Source organism: Streptomyces misionensis (assembly GCF_007896895.1).
Classification (GTDB): domain Bacteria; phylum Actinomycetota; class Actinomycetes; order Streptomycetales; family Streptomycetaceae; genus Streptomyces; species Streptomyces misionensis_A.
This window is the reverse complement of record NZ_VOGW01000197.1, coordinates 69495-86647: the sequence shown is the minus strand read 5'-3', so window position 1 is coordinate 86647 and position 17153 is coordinate 69495. Positions and strand designations below refer to the sequence as shown.

Here is a 17153-nt window from a genome sequence, read left to right as displayed (position 1 = left end):
GTGCCCACTATCGGGCACCGCGTGGCGCCGCCCGCCCCCGGCCCCGCGTCCGTCCGGACGAACCAGGGCCGCGCACCACCGGGCCACCGGGCACCCGGTGATCCGGAGTTTCGAGCCGGGCGAGCAGTGGTTCTGGGACTACACCACCGAGGAGTTGTACACCTCGGGGCCCGAACTCGCCCCGCCCGCGGCTCATCCCGCCGACCAGCCGGTGCCGGGTCCCGCGGGGCGGCTGCCCGAGGACTGGGCGCGCACGTCGGGGTGAGCCCCGGCGCGCGCGGGGCGTACGGCCCGGCGGGCGCACTCCAGGCGGTCCAGGCCGACGCCGTCGGCGAGGGCCCGCATGCCCCGGTCGCCGGGGTGCAGATGGTCGCCGCCGTCGAGGTCCGGCCGCAGCCGCTCGGGGTCACGGGGGTCGCGCAGCACCCGGTCGAAGTCGGTGACGGCGTCGAACGCCCCGCCGGTGCGGACGAACCGGTTGACCTCCCGGCGCGCGGCCTCGACGCCGGGGTTCCATTCCGGCCATCCCTTGAACGGGCCGATGGTCGCGGCGACCACGCACAGGTGGGCCGCGTGCGCCCGCCGCACGATCCGCCGGTACCCGGCGATCAGGTCGGCCGCGGTGGCGCCGGGGCGGGCCTTGAGGTCGTTGACGCCCTCGAAGAGGAAGACGGTGCGCACCCCCGGCAGCGACAGCACGTCCCGGTCCAGCCGGTGCAGCGCGCTGGGCCCGGCGTCGTCCGCGAGCACCTTGTCGCCGGAGATGCCCTCGTCGGCCACGCCCTCGACGGCGGCGCGGGCCGCGCGCAGGCGCCGGGCGAGGTGGTCGGGCCAGCGGCGGTCGGTGTCGGGGGTGGACCTCTCGCCGTCCGTGAGGGAGTCGCCGAGCACGGCCACGGCGCCGGTCGCCGGGCGGTCCGGCCGTACGGAGACGGCGTCGAGGTACCACCAGGAGCCGGTGGTCCCCGTCCAGTGCGCGGCGCCCGGCTCGGCGGTGTGCGCGCCCTGTCCGGTGTACGACGTCCGCAACGCCATCCGGTGGCCGCTGGCCGGTCCGGCGGCGTGCGGGGTGTGCAGGCTGACGGCGAGGTCCGCGCCGGCCGGCAGCCGGCCGGGCAGCGGGTCGCTCCAGGCCGTGGCGCCGGCGGGCAGGGTGATCCGGCGGGCGCCGCCGAAGGTCACCGGGCGGTTGCCGCCGGGCCGCAGGGCGGCGCCGCGCAGGCGCGGTCCGGCGTGGACGTGGTCGAGGGTCAGCGGCCGGTCCCCGAAGGCGTTGGTGAAGCGGACGCGGAGGGCGGTGCCGCCGACGCTGGTGTGCACGATCATCCGGTACTCCCGGTCCGCCGCGCCCGGGCCCAGCCGCTCGGCGCTCGCCGCCCAGGTGACCACGCCGGAGGGGCGGCCGGCGGCGCCGGGCAGGTGGGGCGCCGCGCGGGCCGGCCCGGCCTGGCAGGCGACGGCCGTCAGCAGGGCGGCGGCGACGCGGCAGCCGCGTCCGCACCGGCCGTTCACGGGGTGCCCGGTCCGCCGGGTCCCGGCCGGGCCCCGGGGGACGTGTCGGCGTGTCCCACGCTCGTCATGGTCGCGCCGCCACGCCGGCCGCGCACCTCGGTGGGCGCTCTCACCAGGGGTGCCCATCCGCTGTCCCTCCCGCCGTACGGTTCCGGTCCCGCCGCCGGGGCGGGTGCCCGGGGGAGGCGCCACGATGCGGGTGCCGCGCGTGCCCCGCGTGCCCGGAGTCGGGCCCGTCCGGGGAGTCGTCGAGAGCGTCCGGCGGATCGGCGGCGGACATGCGGATGCCCCGCGCGGGGCGGGGCATCCGGTGGTGCGAGGGGCGTCAGTGCCTGGCGGCCGGCGTGTTGGCGGCGGTCACGTCGACCGCGGCCCACGCCTTGTCCACCGTCTTGTACTCGGTGCTGCCCGCGCCGTACAGGTCCTGGGCCGCCTTCAGCGTCGCGACGCGCGCGTCGTGGAAGTCGGTCGTGGAGACCATGTAGCGGGTGAGCGCCCGGTAGAAGACGGCGGTGGCCTTGGTGCGGCCGATGCCCTTCACCGTGGACCTGTCGTACGTCGGCGAGTCGTAGGCGACACCGTTGATCGTCTTCTTGCCGCTGCCCTCCGCGAGGAGGTAGTAGGCGTGCGACGAGACGCCGGAACCCGCGTGCACCTCGGTGTCGTAGGTGTCCGGCGTCCAGTAGTCGATCGTGCCTTCGAGCTTGTCGAGCGAGGGGTGGTCCAGGCGGCGCAGGAACTTCTGCCCGATGCCCAGCTTCTCGCCGATCAGGTAGTCGGGCGTGTCGCTCTTGTTGGCCGCGAAGAACTCGACGTTGGAGCCGAAGATGTCCGCCAGCGACTCGTTGAGCGCGCCCGGCTCGCCGTACTGGTTGCCGTACGGGTCGACGTAGGTCGGCTCCAGCTTCGCGGTGGAGTCCACCACGCCGTGGGTCAGTTCGTGACCGGTGACGTCCAGGACGACCAGCGGCTTCTTGAAGGTCCGCCCGTCACCGTCGCCGTACAGCATGCAGGCGCAGTTGGGGTCCCAGAACGCGTTGGCGACCTTGTCGCCCCAGTGGACCATCCCGCGGGCTGCCTTGCCGTTGCCGGCGATCCCCTTGCGCCCGAACGTCTTCTTGTAGAAGTCCAGGGTCTTGGCGATGCCGTACTGGGCGTCGGCGGCGGCGCTGGCACGGTTGGCGGTCGTGCCGTTGCCCCACACGTTGGTGGTGCTCGTGAACTTCGCGCCGGCGCCGAAACTCTCGGTGCTCCTGCCCTTGGCGTCGCGCACCTCGGTGCCGTACCGGGTCGGGTCGGCGAGCTGGTAATGGCCGCGCGAGGTCTGCGTGGTGGTGAGGCCGACGCTGCCGACGAAGAGCGTCTTGCCGGTGCCGCTCGCGGCCGACGGGTACGACGTCGTGGCGCCCGCGGTGCCGCCCGAGCCGGCCAGGGCGGCGCTGCGCGCGGCCCCGACGGCCGGGTCGAGCGTCACGCCCTTCTTGCGCAGGGAGGCGAGCAGCTTCGGCGACAGGAACTGGTCGCTGTCGGGGGTGTTGCTGCGCACCTTGCCGGTGACGGCGTCCACGACGACGGTGTTGGTGCCGTCCTCGGCGGTCACGGTCACCTGGTAGGCGAGCGCCGAGGCGCCGCCCCGGGCGTCCACGACGAGCCGGGCGGTGCCCGCCTCGCCCTTGGCGGCCTGGGCGGCCTTGGCGGCGGCCTGGCCGGCGGTGAGCCTGGCCCGGGTCGCGGCGGCCGGCTCGACGGTGTGGTCGGCGGCGCGGGTCACGCCCGTGTAGCGAAGCGCGCGGTCGAGGTGGACCACGAGGTCGCCGCCGAGCACCGGCATGCCGTCGTGGGTGCGCTCGAAGCGGACGTGCCGGGCGCCCTCGGGGTCCAGCATGACGTCCTGGGCCCGCAGTTCGTCGCCCTGCGTGACACCGGTCGCGGTGGCGTGCGCGAAGGCCGCGGTGCGCGCCGCGGTCACCACGGCGGTGTCGGTGCCGGTGGTGGCGGACGCCACGGAGCGCGCCTGCCCCGTCGTGGCGGGTCCCGCGAAGGCCGTACCGGCCAGGCCCGTGGCAGCCGTCGTCACCGCGACGGCGACCGCCACCGAGCGTATGTGCGGTTTACGCAATCTGATCAGGGTTCCTTCTGTTGAGGGCGGCGGGATCCTCAACCGCCCCGTGACATGGCGCGATTGGGCGCCACGGGGGCTGGTCGGGCCCCCGGGAGTCACCCTTACGGAACAGTCATGTGCACGTAAAGCTGGAATGATCCATTTCGCGATCTTCTATGGCAATCTTTTGCAAACCAAGGCCAGAGAGTGATCGCTGCATGACCAGCTGTGTGTCGACTGTGGAGATGCCGCCTCCATCCCCTAGGTTCCCAGGCCGGAATGTGACTGATGTCGCATCAGCCGACGTACGGATGGGAGTGGATGCCCGATGGTGTCAGCCACGGTGGGCAGGGGCGCGGTGCTCGGGGCGGTCGCGCTGGCCCTGCTGGCGGTGCCGGCGCAGGCCGCGACCGGGGAGGTGAGGTCCCCGGCGGCGGCCGGGCTTCCGGCGCCGGATGCCGCGGGGCTCGCCCGGGTGCTGGGCTCGGCGGTGGCCCAGGGCGCGCCGGGCGCACTGGCCCGGATCGACGACCACGGCACGGTCTACACCGCCACCCACGGGTTCGCCGACCGGAACACCCGGCGGGCCATGGCGGCGGGCGACCGGTTCCGCGTCGGCAGCGTCACCAAGACCTTCTCGGCCGTCGTGCTGCTGCAACTCGTCGACGAGCACAAGCTGGCACTGGACGCGCCCGTCGACCGGTATCTGCCGGGACTGCTGCCGGACGACCGGATCACCGTCCGCCACCTGCTGAGCCACCGCAGCGGACTGTACGACTACACCGACGACATGTTCGCCGACAGCGTGCCCGGCTTCGAGGCGGTGCGGAACAAGGTCTTCACCTACCGCGAGTTGGTCGCGCTGTCCCTGAAGCACCCGCGCACCAACGCGCCCGGCGCCGCCTACTCCTACTCCAACACCAACTTCGTCGTCGCGGGCATGCTCATCGAGAAGCTCACCGGGCACTCCGTGGCGACCGAGTACCGCGAGCGCGTCTTCGAGCCGCTGAAGCTCGACGACACCTTCTACGTCCACCCCGACACCCGCATCCCCGGCGCCCACGCCCACGGCTACCTCACCCCCGACACGGCGGGCGACCCGCTGGTGGACGCGACCGACCAGACGGCCTCCTGGGCGCAGAGCGCGGGCGCCGTCATCTCCAGCGCGCGGGACCTCGACACGTTCTACGGCGCGCTGCTGGGCGGCAGGCTGCTGTCCGCCGCACGGCTCGCCGAGATGGAGAAGACGACGCCGGTCAACGCCACGACCGCGTACGGGCTCGGGCTGCGCCGCCGCGACCTGTCCTGCGGCATCTCCGTCTACGGGCACACCGGCACGGTGCAGGGCTACTACACGTACGCGTTCGCCACCAAGGACGGCGGCCGCCGCATGACCGCCGTCGCCACCACCTCGAACAACGGCAAGGTGCTCGACACCCTTGCCGGGACACTCGATTCGGCGTTCTGCGGCAAGCCGAAGAAGGGCTGATCCCCGTCGGGCGGATCACGATCTTGGCGGAACGTCCCCTTCCGGGCCAGGATTCCCCCATGAAGGGTGATCTTTTCTCCGGTCGGTACGTGGTGCGCCCCACCGCCGAACCCGGCATGTCCGTCGAGAACGCCAAGTGCCTCAAGTACACGGTGGACGGCGAGATGTACGCCCGGCAGGGCGCGATGGTCGCCCACCGCGGCAGCCTCCGCTTCGAGCGCAAGGGCCAGGGCGTCGGCGGCATGCTCAAGCGCGCGGTCACCGGCGAGGGGCTGCCGCTGATGGCGGTGCGCGGACAGGGCGAGGTCTGGCTCGCGCACGAGGCGCAGAACTGCTTCGTCCTGGAGATCGAGCCCGGCGACACGTTCACCGTGAACGGCCGCAACGTCCTGTGCTTCGATTCGACGCTGTCGTACGAGATCAGGACGGTGAAGGGCACCGGCATCACCGCGGGCGGCCTGTTCAACAGCGTGTTCGGCGGACACGGCCGGCTCGGCCTGGTGTGCGAGGGCGACCCGCTGGTCATCCCGGTGTCGGCGCGGCAGCCGGTGTACGTCGACACGGACGCGGTGGTCGGCTGGACCGAGCGGCTGGAGACCTCGCTGCACCGCTCGCAGTCGGTGGGGTCGATGCTGCGGGGCGGCTCCGGGGAGGCCGTCCAGCTGATGCTGCGGGGCGAGGGCTTCGTCGTCGTACGGCCGAGCGAACTGACCCAGCACAAGCCGCAACAGCACTGACGGCAAACGCCGTTGACCTGGGATCGCCGCACGCGTCAAGGTGCGTGCGGCGCGGTTCCCACCCCGCGCCGGAAGGGTGAAGCACCTTGATCGGCATCTCGGACATCGAAGCCGCCGCCCGGCTGATCGCCCCGCACATCGTGCGGACGCCGACCGTGGCGAGCCCCGGGCTCGGCGCACTGCTCGGCGTCCCCGTCACCGTCAAGCTCGAACTCCTCCAGCGCACCGGCTCGTTCAAGGCCCGCGGGGCCGCGGCGAAGCTGCTGTCGCTGGGCGAGGCCGAGCGGGCGGCCGGCGTGGTGGCGGTCAGCGGCGGCAACCACGGCGTCGCGCTCGCGGCGATGGCGGCGGCCCTCGATGTGAAGGCGACCGTGGTGATGCCGCGCACCGCGCCCGCCCGCTCCCTCGCGCTCGCCGAGGAGGCCGGGGCGACGCTGCGGCTGACCGACGGCATGGACAGCGCCTTCGAACTGGTGAACACGCTCAGGGACGAGGGGCTGACCCTCGTCCATCCGTTCGACGACCCGGTGGTGATCGCCGGGCAGGGCACGGTCGGCCTGGAACTGGCCGAGGACGCGGACGACGAGCCGACCGACGTCGTCGTCAGCGTCGGCGGGGGCGGCCTGATCGCGGGCGTCGCGGCGGCGCTGCGGGCCCGCCGCCCCGGCGTGCGGGTATGGGGCGTGGAGACGGAGGGCGCCGAGTCGATGTCCGCCGCGCTGAAGGCGGGCGGTCCGGTGCCGGTCCCACTGTCCTCGGTGGTCACCACGCTCAGCCCGCCCGCCGTCTCCCGGCTGACCTACGACCATGTCCGCGAGCTGGTCGAGGAGGTGCTGGTGGTACCGGACCGGGAGGCCGTGCGGGGCTGCCTGGAGCTGGCCGACCACGCCAAGGTGTGGGCGGAGCCCGCCGCGGGCTGCCTGCTGCCCGCCGCCCGCGAGATCGTCTCCCGGGTCGGCCCGGGCGCCCGGATCGGGCTCGTGGTGTGCGGCGGCAACACCTCGTTCGGTGAGCTGACCGACTGGGCGGACCGCTTCGGCCTGCGATGACTCCGGCAGTCCGCCCTCGGCCGTTTTCCGGCGGCCGGCCCGGGGACTCGGCCCGCATGGTGCAAATCGGATACACGATGATGACCGAGCAGGCCGGCCCCCGGGAGCTGGTGGACCATGTGGTGCGCGCCGAGGAGGCCGGGTTCGACTTCTCGGTGACCTCGGACCACTACTTTCCGTGGCTGCGCGCGCAGGGCCACTCCCCGTACGCGTGGAGCGTGCTCGGCGCCGCGGCCCAGGCCACCTCGCGGATTCCGCTGATGACCTACGTGACCTGTCCCACCCGGCGCTACCACCCGGCCGTGGTCGCGCAGAAGGCGGCCACCGTGCAGCTGCTGTCCGAGGGCAGGTTCCGGCTCGGTCTCGGCGCCGGTGAGAACCTCAACGAGCATGTGGTGGGCGGTGGCTGGCCCCCGGTGGACGTGCGGCACGAGATGCTGGAGGAGGCCCTGGAGATCATCCGCGCGCTGTTCCGGGGCGATCACGTCACCTACCACGGCGAGCACTTCGACGTGGAGTCGGCCCGGCTGTGGGACCTGCCGGAGCAGGCGCCGCCGATCGGCGTCGCGGTCTCCGGCGAGCAGTCCTGCCGGCTCGCCGGGCACCTCGCCGACCTGGTGATCGCGACCGAGCCGAAGGCGGATCTGCTGGAGGCCTTCGACCGGCACGGCGGTGAGGGAAAGCCCCGGGTCGGCCAGCTGCCGGTGAGCTACGGCACCGACCGGGACGCGGCCGTCGAGCGCGCCCACAGCCAGTTCCGCTGGTTCGGGCTGGGCTGGAAGGTGAACTCCGAACTGCCGCACCCGGACTCCTTCGCGGCCGCGACACAGTTCGTCACCCCCGACGACGTGGCCTCCTCCATCCCGTGCGGCGACGACCCGGACGACTTCGTGGCGGCCGTACGCCCGTACGCCGAGGCGGGATTCGGGGAGATCGCCCTCGTGCAGATCGGCGGCGAGACCCAGCCGGAGTTCCTGGACTGGTCGGCGAAGACCCTGCTGCCCGCGCTGCGCGAGGCGTTCGACTGACGTCCGCGCGTCCGGCGATGTCAACTTCCGCCGAACCGGGGTACCCGGAAGATCCACGCCGATCGTCCCGGAGGTCCTCGCGTGAACACGTCCGCGCACACGTCCATGGTGGTGCAGCTCCACACGCCGGGTACCGGCCGGTGCCCGGTGTTCGTCCATCTCGGCTACGACGCCGCCGACCCGTTCGCCGTCACGGCCGTCTTCGCCCATGACGGCCGGGTGCTGGCCCGCTGGCGCCTGGACCGGGAGATGCTGGCCGCCGGACTGGCCGGGCCGGTCGGCGTCGGCGACGTACGGCTGCGCCCGGTCGGCACCGGTGCGGGGCACGAACTGCGCATGGAGTTCCTCGGCGACACCCGTCCCGACGGCGGCCGGCAGCGCGCGGTGGTGTACGCGTGGGCGCCGGCCGTCGCCGGGTTCCTGCGCGAGACCCACGCCGTGGTGCCGCCCGGCTGTGAACGGGCCCCGGTGGACGATCTGCTGGCGGACATCCTGGCCGCCGGCTGAGCCGTCGGGAGACGTCCCGCGGCGTGGGGCGAGCTCCTCGGCAGGGCCGACGCGATCGACCCGGCCGAGGACCCCGCCCGCGGCGGCCGCTCAGACGTCGTCCCCGCGGGTGGTGTGCCGGCGGCGGACCCACATGGGGAGGCCGAACCAGCACACCAGGTACCAGACGACGACCCCCGTGACCAGCCAGGGCACATAGCTGTCGTGCGTGGCCACCCGGAGGATGAGCAGCAGGGCGGAGGTCGTGGTGGCGAGCAGCATGACCAGGCCCACGAAGGTCAGCCGGGCGGCGAGCCGCACCGCACGGGGTTTGATCCGGCGCCCGGCGACCAGCCGGTGCAGGGAGACCGGCCCGATGAGGGCGCCGGTGGTGCAGGCGCCGAGGACCACCGTGACGATGTAGATGTGCTGGTCGTCGACGGGCAGCCGGGTGAACTTCGGGTAGAAGACGACGGTCAGCAGGAAGCCGAACAGGATCTGCACGCCCGTCTGGGCGACGCGGACCTCCTGGATGAGTTCACCCCACATCCGGTCCGCCCGCTCCTCCTCGGTCTCGTGTCGTCCTCTGCGACGTCCGTCCTCGGTCATGCGATGCAGGTAACCGCCCGGCCGTTCCTTCAAACGGTGGGCGTCCGGGCCGTCACCAGCGGTGTTCGACCTGCTCCCGGATCCGCTTCTCGTACAGGTCGCGGATCGCGGCGAGGGTGTCCTGCGGCAGCGGCGGCAGCTGGGCGGCGGCCGCGTTGGCGCGGGCCTGCTCGGGGTTGCGGGCGCCGGGGATCACCGTGGTGACGCCCTCCTGCTCGATGATCCAGCGCAGCGCCAGCTGGGCCGGCGTGCCCCCGACCGCCCGCTCAGGCCTCCGCGGTGCGGCACTCCGGGTGGCCCCAGCCCTGCGCGTTCTTGGCGATGGACTCGCCGGCCGCGTAGGAGCGGCCGCAGACGCAGCGGCCGGGGAACTTCGCCTTGAGGGTGCGCGAGGAGGACGCGCCGCCGCCGCGACGGACCGTCTTCTTGCGGGGGGCGGCCGACTTGGGGGTGTCGGGCGAGGGCGGCGGCACCGGCGAGCCGAGCGCGCTGCCCGCCGCCTCCTGCACCGAGGCGGCCTGGCTGGCGGCGCGGTCGGCGAAGTCGTTGAGCGGGTCGCCGTCGACCTGGTGGGCCGGGACGTAGCGGAACTCCACCGAGCGGCCGTCCAGGAGGGCGTCGATGCGCACCACCAGCTCCTGGTTGGCGACCGGCTTGCCGGCGGACGTCTTCCAGCCGTTGCGCTTCCAGCCCGGCAGCCAGGTGGTGACGGCCTTCATGGCGTACTGGGAGTCCATCCGGACCTCCAGCGGCACCTCGGGGTCGACGGCGGTCAGCAGCCGCTCCAGGGCGGTGAGTTCGGCGACGTTGTTGGTGGCCCGGCCGAGCGGGCCCGCCTCCCAGCGAGCGGGCGTCCGCTCGTCGTCGTCCGAGACCACCCACGCCCATCCGGCCGGTCCGGGGTTTCCCTTCGAAGCCCCGTCGCACGCGGCCACCACTCGTTCACGCATGCGCACGATCATCCCACGACCGCGCGGGTGCCCGGTCCGGTCCGGTCAGGGGCCCTCGATCCGGGGCGGCTCGCCCTCTGTGGTCATGACGTCGATCACCGAGAAGTCGGCGCCCTGGGGATCGCTGAGCGCCGCGAACCGGCCGAAGGGGCTGCTCATCGGCCCGAACCGGACGACGCCGCCGAGCCGGACCGCCGCGGCGACGGCAGCGTCGCAGTCGGCGACGGCGAAGTAGACGTTGATGTACGAGGGCACCTCGGGCGGGAAGTCGTCGGTCATCCGCATCCGGCCGAGCACGGTCTCCTCGCCCACGTCGAACACCCGGAAGTCCACCGCGTCGTCCGCGAGGTCCCGCGCCCGGTACGGGAAGACCGCGGTGAGGAAGGCGTCCGTCCGCTCGGGCTCACGGGTGAAGACCTCGGCCCAGCAGTAGGCGCCGGGGACGGCCGTCTCCTCGAAGCCCTCGTGGGTGCCCGCCTGCCACACCCCGAACACGGCCCCGCTGGGCTCGCGGGCCAGGCACATGGTGCCGAAGTCGGCGATCGGCATCGGCTCCATCAGCACGTCGCCGCCGGCCCGCCGTACCCTCTCCGCCGTGGCGGCGGCGTCCGGTGAGGCGAAGTACAGGCACCACTGCGACTGCCCCTCCTGACCGGGCATGGGCGGGACCACGGCGGCCACCGCCCTCCCGTCCGCGTAGGCCTGGGTGTAGTTGCCGTACTCGGACGTGGACGCGCCGAAGGTCCAGCCGAGGACCTCGCCGTAGAACTTCTTGGCGCCCTCCAGGTCGGTGAACATCGCATCGGCCCAGCAGGGGGTTCCTTCCGGTTGTACGGCCATCGGCGCCGCCCTCCTGGTGTCGTGCCGGCCCCCGTCTGCCCACGCTAGCGCTGCGACCGGAAAGGTTCACCGGCTCGCGACGCCCGGCACGGCACCTCGCCGCGTTGTCGCATCACCCGAGTACATCCAGTACGCGGGTCATGCTCCGCCTTGCGATGCACCGCACCGGACGCCGCGAGCTTCCCGGCAAACCTTTCCAGCCACAGCACTAGCCAGCCCCTGGCCGGGCCGCGCGCCGAGCGGGGGCCTGCCGGACACTGGGGAGGGGAGCGGACTTCCGCGGAAGGGCACGGGCGATGACGGCAGCGGCGATGCGGGCGTGGTCAGTGGTGGAGCAGGGACCGGTCGAGGGCGAGCCGCTGAAGGAGATCGAGCGGCCGGTGCCCGAGCCCGGGCCCGACGAGCTGCTGGTGCGGGTGCGGGCGTGCGGGGTGTGCCGGACCGATCTGCATGTCGCGGAGGGCGACCTGCCGGTGCACCGGGCAGGGGTGACGCCCGGCCACGAGGTCGTCGGCGAGGTGGCCGGCACCGGGGCGCAGGTCTTCGGCTTCGCCCTCGGCGACCGGGTGGGCGTGGCCTGGCTGCGCCGCACCGACGGGGTGTGCGCCTACTGCGCCCGGGGCGACGAGAACCTGTGCCCGCGCTCGCGCTACACCGGCTGGGACGCGGACGGCGGATACGCCGAGTACACCACCGTCCCGGCGCCGTTCGCCTACCGGCTGCCCGAGGCGCTGGACGACGTGCCGGCGGCGCCGCTGCTGTGCGCCGGGATCATCGGCTTCCGCGCGCTGCGCCGCTCCGGGCTGCCGCGCGGTGGCCGCCTCGGGCTGTACGGCTTCGGGGGCAGCGCCCATCTGTGCGCCCAGGTCGCGCTCGCCGAGGGCGCGACCGTGCATGTGATCACCCGCGACGAGGTGTCGCGCCGGCTCGCCCTGGAGCTGGGCGCGGCCTCCGCGCGGGACCTGGCCGAGCCGCCGCCGGAGCCACTGGACGCGGCGATCCTCTTCGCCCCGGCGGGCGAGCTGGTGCCGGTCGCGCTGCGCGCCCTGGACCGGGGCGGGGTGCTGGCGCTCGCGGGCATCCACCTCACCGACGTGCCGCCGCTGCACTACGAGACGGACCTGTTCTACGAGAAGGAGGTGCGCAGCGTCACCGCCAACACCCGTGCGGACGGCCGGGAGTTCCTCGCGCTGGCGGCCCGCTACGGCGTCCGCGCGACCACCCACCGCTATCCGCTCGACCGGGCCCCCGAGGCGTTGCGCGATCTGAAGGCGGGCCGCTTCGACGGCGCGGCGGTGCTGGTACCCGGGTGACGGGGCGCCCGAAATCCCTCGACGGCACGGGCCCCGGGGCGCTCGGATGGGGGCCGTGAACGCGCAGAGAATGCACGCCGACGAAGTCGGCATCGACGCCGCGCTGGTCCGGCGGCTGATCGCCCGCCGCTTTCCCGAGTGGGCCGGGCTGCCGGTGCGGCGACTCGTGTCCTCGGGCACGGAGAACGCCATGTTCCGGCTGGGCACCGAGCTGGTGGTACAGCTCCCCCGGCACCCCGGCGCGGTCCCCGGCGTGGCCCATGAGCAGCGCTGGCTGCCCCGGCTCGGCCCGCTGCTCCCGGTGGCCGTGCCCGAGCCGGTGGGCCGGGGCGAGCCGGACGAGGACCATCCGTGGCCCTGGTCCGTCTACCGCTGGCTGGAGGGCGCCAACCCGACGGCGGGCGCCGTGCCCGGGCCGCGGAGGCTGGCCGAGGACCTCGGGCGGTTCGTCCGCGCCCTGCGCCGGGTGCCCCCCGGGGACGCGCCGGCCGGCTACCGGGGCGGCGCCCTGAGCGAGCGGGACGCGCCCACCCGTGCGGCCATCGCCGAGCTGGGCGAGCGGATCGACGCGGCCGCCGTCACCGCGCTGTGGGAGCGGGCGCTGCGCGCCCCGCGGCACAGCGGCCCGCCGATGTGGTCCCACGGCGACCTGTCACCCGGCAACGTCCTGGTCGACGGCGACCGGCTCGGCGCGGTCATCGACTTCGGCTGCGCGGGCGTGGGCGATCCCGCCGTGGATCTGATGCCGGCCTGGAACCTGCTGCCCGCCGCCGCCCGGCCCGCCTTCCGCGAGGCAGTGGACGCGGACGACGCCGAGTGGGCCCGCGGCCGGGGCTGGGCCCTGTCGGTGGCCCTGATCCAGCTCCCCTACTACTGGCACACCAACCCGCCCCTGGCGGCGAACTCCCGCCATGTGATCGGCGAGATCCTGACGGAGGGGTGAGCGCTCACTCCCCCGCGTACGCCCGCTCCAGCGCGGCCACGTCCAGCTTGCCCATGCCCAGCATGGCGCGGGCGGTGCGCGCGGCCTTCTCGGGGTCCGGGTCGCTCATCAGGGTGAGCAGGCGGTCGTAGACGACCTGCCAGGAGACGCCGTAGCGGTCCTTGAGCCAGCCGCAGGAGCCGCCCTCGCCGCCGTTCTCGGTGAGCTTGGTCCAGTAGTGGTCGATCTCCCGCTGGCCGGAGCAGAGGATCTGGAAGGAGATCGACTCGTTGAAGGTGAACTGAGGGCCGCCGTTGAGCGCCATGAACCGCTGGCCGTTGGCCGTGAACTCGACGGCCAGCACCGAGCCCGCCGGGCCGGGGCCGGCCGCGGTGTGGCGGCTGACGCGGTCGATGCGGGAGTTCTCGAAGATCGAGACGTAGTGATGCGCGGCCTCCTCCGCGCGGCCGTCGAACCAGAGGCATGTGAGGAAACCGTCGGTGGTCATGAGCACCTTCCGGATGGAGGAACGGATTCAGCTGTACAGACTCCCGCCGGAGCCGGAAGTCATCGGTGTTCCGCGCCGGGTGGTGCCGGCGCGCACCGGCGGTTTCACGCCAGTGCCGCCCGGCGGGTGCATGCGCCGTGTCACGGGGGGTACCCGCCCCGTGAGCGACCCCGCCGGCGGGCATGAGACGCCGATTGCGGGGTACGCGCGGAGGCACAGCAGCGCAGGGACCGACGCGAGCCGAACGGCGCCGGACCGTGACTTTCGTGGGGAGAGGTAATGGACACCGCAGGGAAGCGGGTGCAGGCAGCGGTCATCGAGAGAACCGGGCAGGACGGGACGGGCGAGGAGGCGCTGCCCGGCATCGCCGATCCCTCCGCCGTGGCCCCGCTGGACGCACGCTCGCTGTCCCGCCAGTTCTTCCGCCGGCTGACCGAGCTGGAGGAGGGCACCCACGAGTACCAGTACGCGCGCAACACCCTCATCGAGATGAACATGTCGCTCGTGCGGTTCGCGGCCGGCCGGTTCCGGAGCCGCGGCGACGACATGGAGGACATCGTCCAGACCGGCATGATCGGCCTGATCAAGGCCATCGACCGGTTCGACCTCTCCCGGGAGGTGGAGTTCACCTCCTTCGCGCTGCCGTACATCGTCGGCGAGATCAAGCGGTTCTTCCGGGACACCACCTGGGCGGTGCACGTCCCGCGGCGGCTCCAGGAGCTGCGGGTGGAGCTGGCCAGGGCGCGCGAGGAGCTGTCCAGCCGGCTCGACCGTGAGCCGACGGTCTCCGAGCTGGCCACCCTGATGAACCTGTCCGAGGACGAGGTGATCGAGGGCCAGCTCGCCGCCAACGGCTACAACTCCTCCTCCCTGGACGCCGCGCTGACCGGCGACGGCCCGGAGAACGGCGAGGCGGTGCTCGCCGACTTCATCGGCGTGGAGGAGGAGGGGCTGCGGCTGGTGGAGGACTTCCACGCGCTGGCGCCGCTGATGGCGGAGCTGAGCGAGCGGGACCGACAGATCATCCATCTGCGGTTCGTGGAGGAGGCCACCCAGGCGGAGATAGGGGAACGGCTCGGCTGCTCCCAGATGCACGTCTCGCGGCTGATCAAGCGGATCATCGGCCGGCTGCGCCAGGGCATGCTGGGCGAGCTCGGCTGCGCCTGAGCCGGCGGGTCGCCCGGGAACCTGGGACGGTCCCGGGCGGCCGTGACGCGCGCCGGGCGTTCAGCGGCGCAGTGCGAGGCGGGCGATCACGCGCTTGCCGACGGGGATGCGCTCGACGACGACCTCGGTGGCGAGGGCGTGCACGATCTCCAGGCCGTGCCGTCCGACGCGCTGCGGGTTCTTCGGGAACAGGTGCGGCAGGGCCGTGCTGCTGTCGCTGACGGACACGGCGACGGCCGCGTCCGTGCCCTCCAGTTCCAGGATGTAGGGGCCGTCGCTGTGCCGGTCGGCGTTGGTGATCAGCTCGCTGACCAGCAGGAGCAGCTCGCCGTCCACGGCGCGGTCGATCCGCGCGCACCACTCGGTCCGCAGCTGTTCGAGGAACTGGGCGGCGAACGCCCGTGCCTCGGCGATGCAGCCGGGCTCGCCGGTGAAGTGCGTCGCGCGTCTCAGCGGCTCGACGGGTACGTCGAAACCGGTCGGTATCACTGCCCCGCCCAGGTGCTCGGTCATACTGTCTTCCTCGCGGGCCACGGGCCCCGTCCGTTCGGTCGTCTGCGTCGCACCTGTCCTCCTACCCCGAGCCGCGCCGTGCAGTCCAGGCGTTCGCCCACCGCGCACAGTGGCACGCGTCACGGCGCCGGCCCGGCCGGGGCGGCGCGCGGACGGACCACCCGGCGGGCAGGACGCCCGGCCGCTGCTTAGCGTGGCAGGCGTGAGCCCTGTGACCGTCTCCGCGCGGCCCGCCGCCCGGCACGGCCTGCCCGAGGCCCTGGCCGTGGTGCTGACCGGGCTCGCGGTGATGGTGCTGGTGGCCGCGGCCGGGCTGTGGGCGGCGGGTGCGGCGGGACTGCCGGACGGCGCGTTCCCACGGGTGCTGGCCGCCACCGTGGTCACGGCGGTCGGCGGCAGCATCCGGTTCACCGGGAACGCGGGTGCCCTGGCCAGGACCGAGGCCGGTATCACCGTACTCCCCCTGTCGGTGGCGCTCACCGGTGCCCTGGTGATCGGTGCGGGCTTTCTGCGTCCGCTGCGGCACCGCACGGTCGCCTCGGCCGGGGAACTGGCCCGCTGGGCCGCCCGGATCGTGGTGCTGTGGCTGCTCGCGCTGACCGGGCTCGCCTTCGCGGCCCGGCAGACGTTCGCCGTGGACGTGGGCAGCGGGACCCTCAGCGATCTCACGCAGTTGTTCGAGGTGGAGCCACGGGTCGGGTTCGCCGCGGACGTGCCGTCGAGCGTGCTGTTCGCGCTGCTGTGGCTGGCCGGGGTGCTGCTGGTGGCACTGGTGGTCGCGGACGGGGTGCCGCTGCCGGGGCGGCTGCCGCGGTGGCGGGGGCGGGTGCGGCCCGCGGCCCGGGCGATGGTGGAACTGCTGCTGGCCGCCGTCGCCGTGGGCCTCGTCGTCGCGCTGGTCACGGCGGGCACCCGGGGGCACGCCCGGGCGACCTTCGCGCTGATCCTGCTCGGCCTGCCCAATCTGGTCTGGCCCGCGCTGACCATCGGCCTCGGGGCGACCTGGCACGGCCGGGTGGACGGCCCGTTCGGGCTGCCGGTGCCGCACGTCCTGGACGTGCTGCTGCGCACCCCGGGCGTCTCCGAGGTGAACCTGCGCACGCTGACCGGGTACGACGGGCGGATGTGGTGGCTGCCGGTGGCCGCCGGGGCGCTGCTGCTCGTCGCGGCCGTGCGGGCGGCGCTGCGCTCGCCGGCCGGTGCCCCGCTGTGGCCGGCCGCCGCCCGGCTGGGGGTCGCGCTCGCGCTCACCGTGCCGGCGATCGGTCTGCTGTGCCGGATCTCCGCGCACTACGGGCTGTCCCTGCTGGGCATCGGCGATCTGGGCGGCGGTCTGTCCGGGGAACTGCTGCTGCGGCCGCTGCTGTGGCAGGCGGTGGGCCTGGGCGCCCTGTGGGGGCTGGTCGCCGGTTTCCTGGGCGCGCTGCTCGCCCGCCCGCTGCGCCGCCGCCGCGCGCCGGGCGGGTCAGCCGATGGGCACGACGAGCGCGGGCACGGTGCGCTGCATCCGTAGCGCGTCGACGGACTCGGCGAGCAGTTCGTACTCGGTGGTGTCGTCACTGGCGGCGATCCTGACCAGCCGTCCGTCCGCCAGTTCGTCGGCCACCCGCTCCTGCTGGCCGTCGTCGGCGCACCAGGCGCGCAGCAGGGCGGGGACGTCGGCCACCGTGTCCGCGACGGGCACCAGCGCCCCGGCGGGAAAGGGGGCGGCCTCCGGGCTCGGGTCCAGCCGCTCGGCGATCCAGGACGCGCGGTCGCGCAGCCACCACAGGGCCAGGGCCAGCGTGGGCGCGCGGTAGGTGCCGAGCGGGACGCCGATGCGCCGTCCGTCGCACATCCCGTATGCCGTGACATGGCACAGGAACTCGTCGTGCACGTATCACTCCCCGTCGCCTCGTCCGGGTGTGCCGGGCGGACCTCGCTCTCCGT

At 73.8% G+C, this 17153-nt stretch carries 17 protein-coding genes and 2 pseudogenes; 10 read left to right on the top strand and 9 right to left on the bottom strand.

Annotated features, from left to right (window positions below; all coding sequences use genetic code 11):
- Positions 1–70 precede the first annotated feature (70 nt).
- Positions 71–265 (top strand): annotated as a pseudogene (locus tag FRZ03_RS40855) (UBP-type zinc finger domain-containing protein); the annotation flags it as partial.
- On the opposite strand, the gene FRZ03_RS36255 reads toward FRZ03_RS40855, so the two are convergent.
- Both FRZ03_RS36255 and FRZ03_RS36250 read right to left on the bottom strand, forming a co-directional pair.
- The gene (locus FRZ03_RS36255) at positions 193–1512 is read right to left on the bottom strand and encodes an SGNH/GDSL hydrolase family protein (protein ID WP_261399491.1); all 1320 of its coding nucleotides are present in this window, start codon (positions 1510–1512) and stop codon (positions 193–195) included. The pseudogene FRZ03_RS40855 and the gene FRZ03_RS36255 overlap by 73 nt on opposite strands.
- 325 nt (positions 1513–1837) lie before the next feature.
- On the bottom strand, positions 1838–3631 hold the full coding sequence (locus tag FRZ03_RS36250; protein WP_146469313.1) for a M4 family metallopeptidase: 1794 nt from the start codon (positions 3629–3631) through the stop codon (positions 1838–1840).
- Positions 3632–3941: 310 nt separating this feature from the next.
- On the opposite strand from FRZ03_RS36250, the gene FRZ03_RS36245 reads away from it, so the two are divergent.
- The 5 genes from FRZ03_RS36245 to FRZ03_RS36225 all read left to right on the top strand — a co-directional run bounded on the left by FRZ03_RS36245 (position 3942) and on the right by FRZ03_RS36225 (position 8423).
- Entirely contained in the window at positions 3942–5102 is a 1161-nt protein-coding gene (locus FRZ03_RS36245) for a serine hydrolase domain-containing protein (protein ID WP_146469312.1), read from the top strand.
- Positions 5103–5161: 59 nt separating this feature from the next.
- Entirely contained in the window at positions 5162–5839 is a 678-nt protein-coding gene (locus tag FRZ03_RS36240) for an AIM24 family protein (protein WP_146469311.1), read from the top strand.
- A gap of 86 nt (positions 5840–5925) precedes the next feature.
- Complete coding sequence (locus FRZ03_RS36235; protein ID WP_146469310.1) at positions 5926–6888, top strand: pyridoxal-phosphate dependent enzyme; 963 nt, start codon at positions 5926–5928, stop codon at positions 6886–6888.
- 56 nt (positions 6889–6944) lie between these two features.
- A complete protein-coding gene (locus tag FRZ03_RS36230) occupies positions 6945–7916 on the top strand; it encodes an LLM class F420-dependent oxidoreductase (protein WP_146469309.1) in 972 nt (323 codons plus the stop codon).
- Between the two features lie 81 nt (positions 7917–7997).
- Positions 7998–8423: an SsgA family sporulation/cell division regulator gene (locus FRZ03_RS36225; protein ID WP_146469308.1), complete on the top strand. Its 426-nt coding sequence runs from the start codon at positions 7998–8000 to the stop codon at positions 8421–8423.
- Between the two features lie 90 nt (positions 8424–8513).
- On the opposite strand, the gene FRZ03_RS36220 is transcribed toward FRZ03_RS36225, so the two are convergent.
- The 4 genes and pseudogenes from FRZ03_RS36220 to FRZ03_RS36205 form a co-directional block, all read right to left on the bottom strand.
- Positions 8514–9011 carry a DUF6328 family protein gene (locus tag FRZ03_RS36220; RefSeq protein WP_146469307.1) on the bottom strand — a complete coding sequence of 166 codons (498 nt, stop codon included), beginning with the start codon at positions 9009–9011 and terminating at the stop codon, positions 8514–8516.
- A 52-nt stretch (positions 9012–9063) separates the two neighbouring features.
- A pseudogene (locus FRZ03_RS36215) lies at positions 9064–9267 on the bottom strand (aldo/keto reductase); the annotation flags it as partial.
- A gap of 10 nt (positions 9268–9277) precedes the next feature.
- On the bottom strand, positions 9278–9973 hold the full coding sequence (locus tag FRZ03_RS36210) for a ribonuclease H family protein (protein ID WP_146469306.1): 696 nt from the start codon (positions 9971–9973) through the stop codon (positions 9278–9280).
- A 33-nt stretch (positions 9974–10006) separates the two neighbouring features.
- Positions 10007–10801, bottom strand: coding sequence for a VOC family protein (locus FRZ03_RS36205; protein ID WP_146469305.1), 795 nt, complete (start codon positions 10799–10801; stop codon positions 10007–10009).
- Positions 10802–11112: 311 nt separating this feature from the next.
- Between FRZ03_RS36205 and FRZ03_RS36200 the strand changes: the two genes are divergently transcribed.
- Together FRZ03_RS36200 and FRZ03_RS36195 are read left to right on the top strand one after the other, a co-directional pair.
- Positions 11113–12114, top strand: coding sequence for a zinc-binding alcohol dehydrogenase family protein (locus FRZ03_RS36200; RefSeq protein ID WP_186785809.1), 1002 nt, complete (start codon positions 11113–11115; stop codon positions 12112–12114).
- Positions 12115–12160: 46 nt separating this feature from the next.
- Positions 12161–13057 (top strand): aminoglycoside phosphotransferase family protein, encoded by an 897-nt coding sequence (locus FRZ03_RS36195; RefSeq protein WP_261399490.1) that lies wholly within the window; start codon positions 12161–12163, stop codon positions 13055–13057.
- Between the two features lie 4 nt (positions 13058–13061).
- On the opposite strand, the gene FRZ03_RS36190 is transcribed toward FRZ03_RS36195, so the two are convergent.
- On the bottom strand, positions 13062–13544 hold the full coding sequence (locus FRZ03_RS36190; protein WP_146469303.1) for a VOC family protein: 483 nt from the start codon (positions 13542–13544) through the stop codon (positions 13062–13064).
- A gap of 279 nt (positions 13545–13823) precedes the next feature.
- On the opposite strand from FRZ03_RS36190, the gene FRZ03_RS36185 reads away from it, so the two are divergent.
- Positions 13824–14711 carry an RNA polymerase sigma factor SigF gene (locus tag FRZ03_RS36185; RefSeq protein WP_146469302.1) on the top strand — a complete coding sequence of 296 codons (888 nt, stop codon included), beginning with the start codon at positions 13824–13826 and terminating at the stop codon, positions 14709–14711.
- Positions 14712–14771: 60 nt separating this feature from the next.
- Here FRZ03_RS36185 and FRZ03_RS36180 read toward each other — a convergent pair whose 3' ends face one another.
- Complete coding sequence (locus tag FRZ03_RS36180) at positions 14772–15224, bottom strand: ATP-binding protein (protein ID WP_146469301.1); 453 nt, start codon at positions 15222–15224, stop codon at positions 14772–14774.
- 202 nt (positions 15225–15426) lie between these two features.
- Between FRZ03_RS36180 and FRZ03_RS36175 the strand changes: the two genes are divergently transcribed.
- Positions 15427–16737, top strand: coding sequence for a streptophobe family protein (locus tag FRZ03_RS36175; RefSeq protein ID WP_146469300.1), 1311 nt, complete (start codon positions 15427–15429; stop codon positions 16735–16737).
- On the opposite strand, the gene FRZ03_RS36170 is transcribed toward FRZ03_RS36175, so the two are convergent.
- Positions 16690–17100 (bottom strand): hypothetical protein, encoded by a 411-nt coding sequence (locus FRZ03_RS36170; protein WP_146469299.1) that lies wholly within the window; start codon positions 17098–17100, stop codon positions 16690–16692. The two genes, FRZ03_RS36175 and FRZ03_RS36170, sit on opposite strands and share 48 nt — an antisense overlap.
- Between the last annotated feature and the right edge of the window lie 53 nt (positions 17101–17153).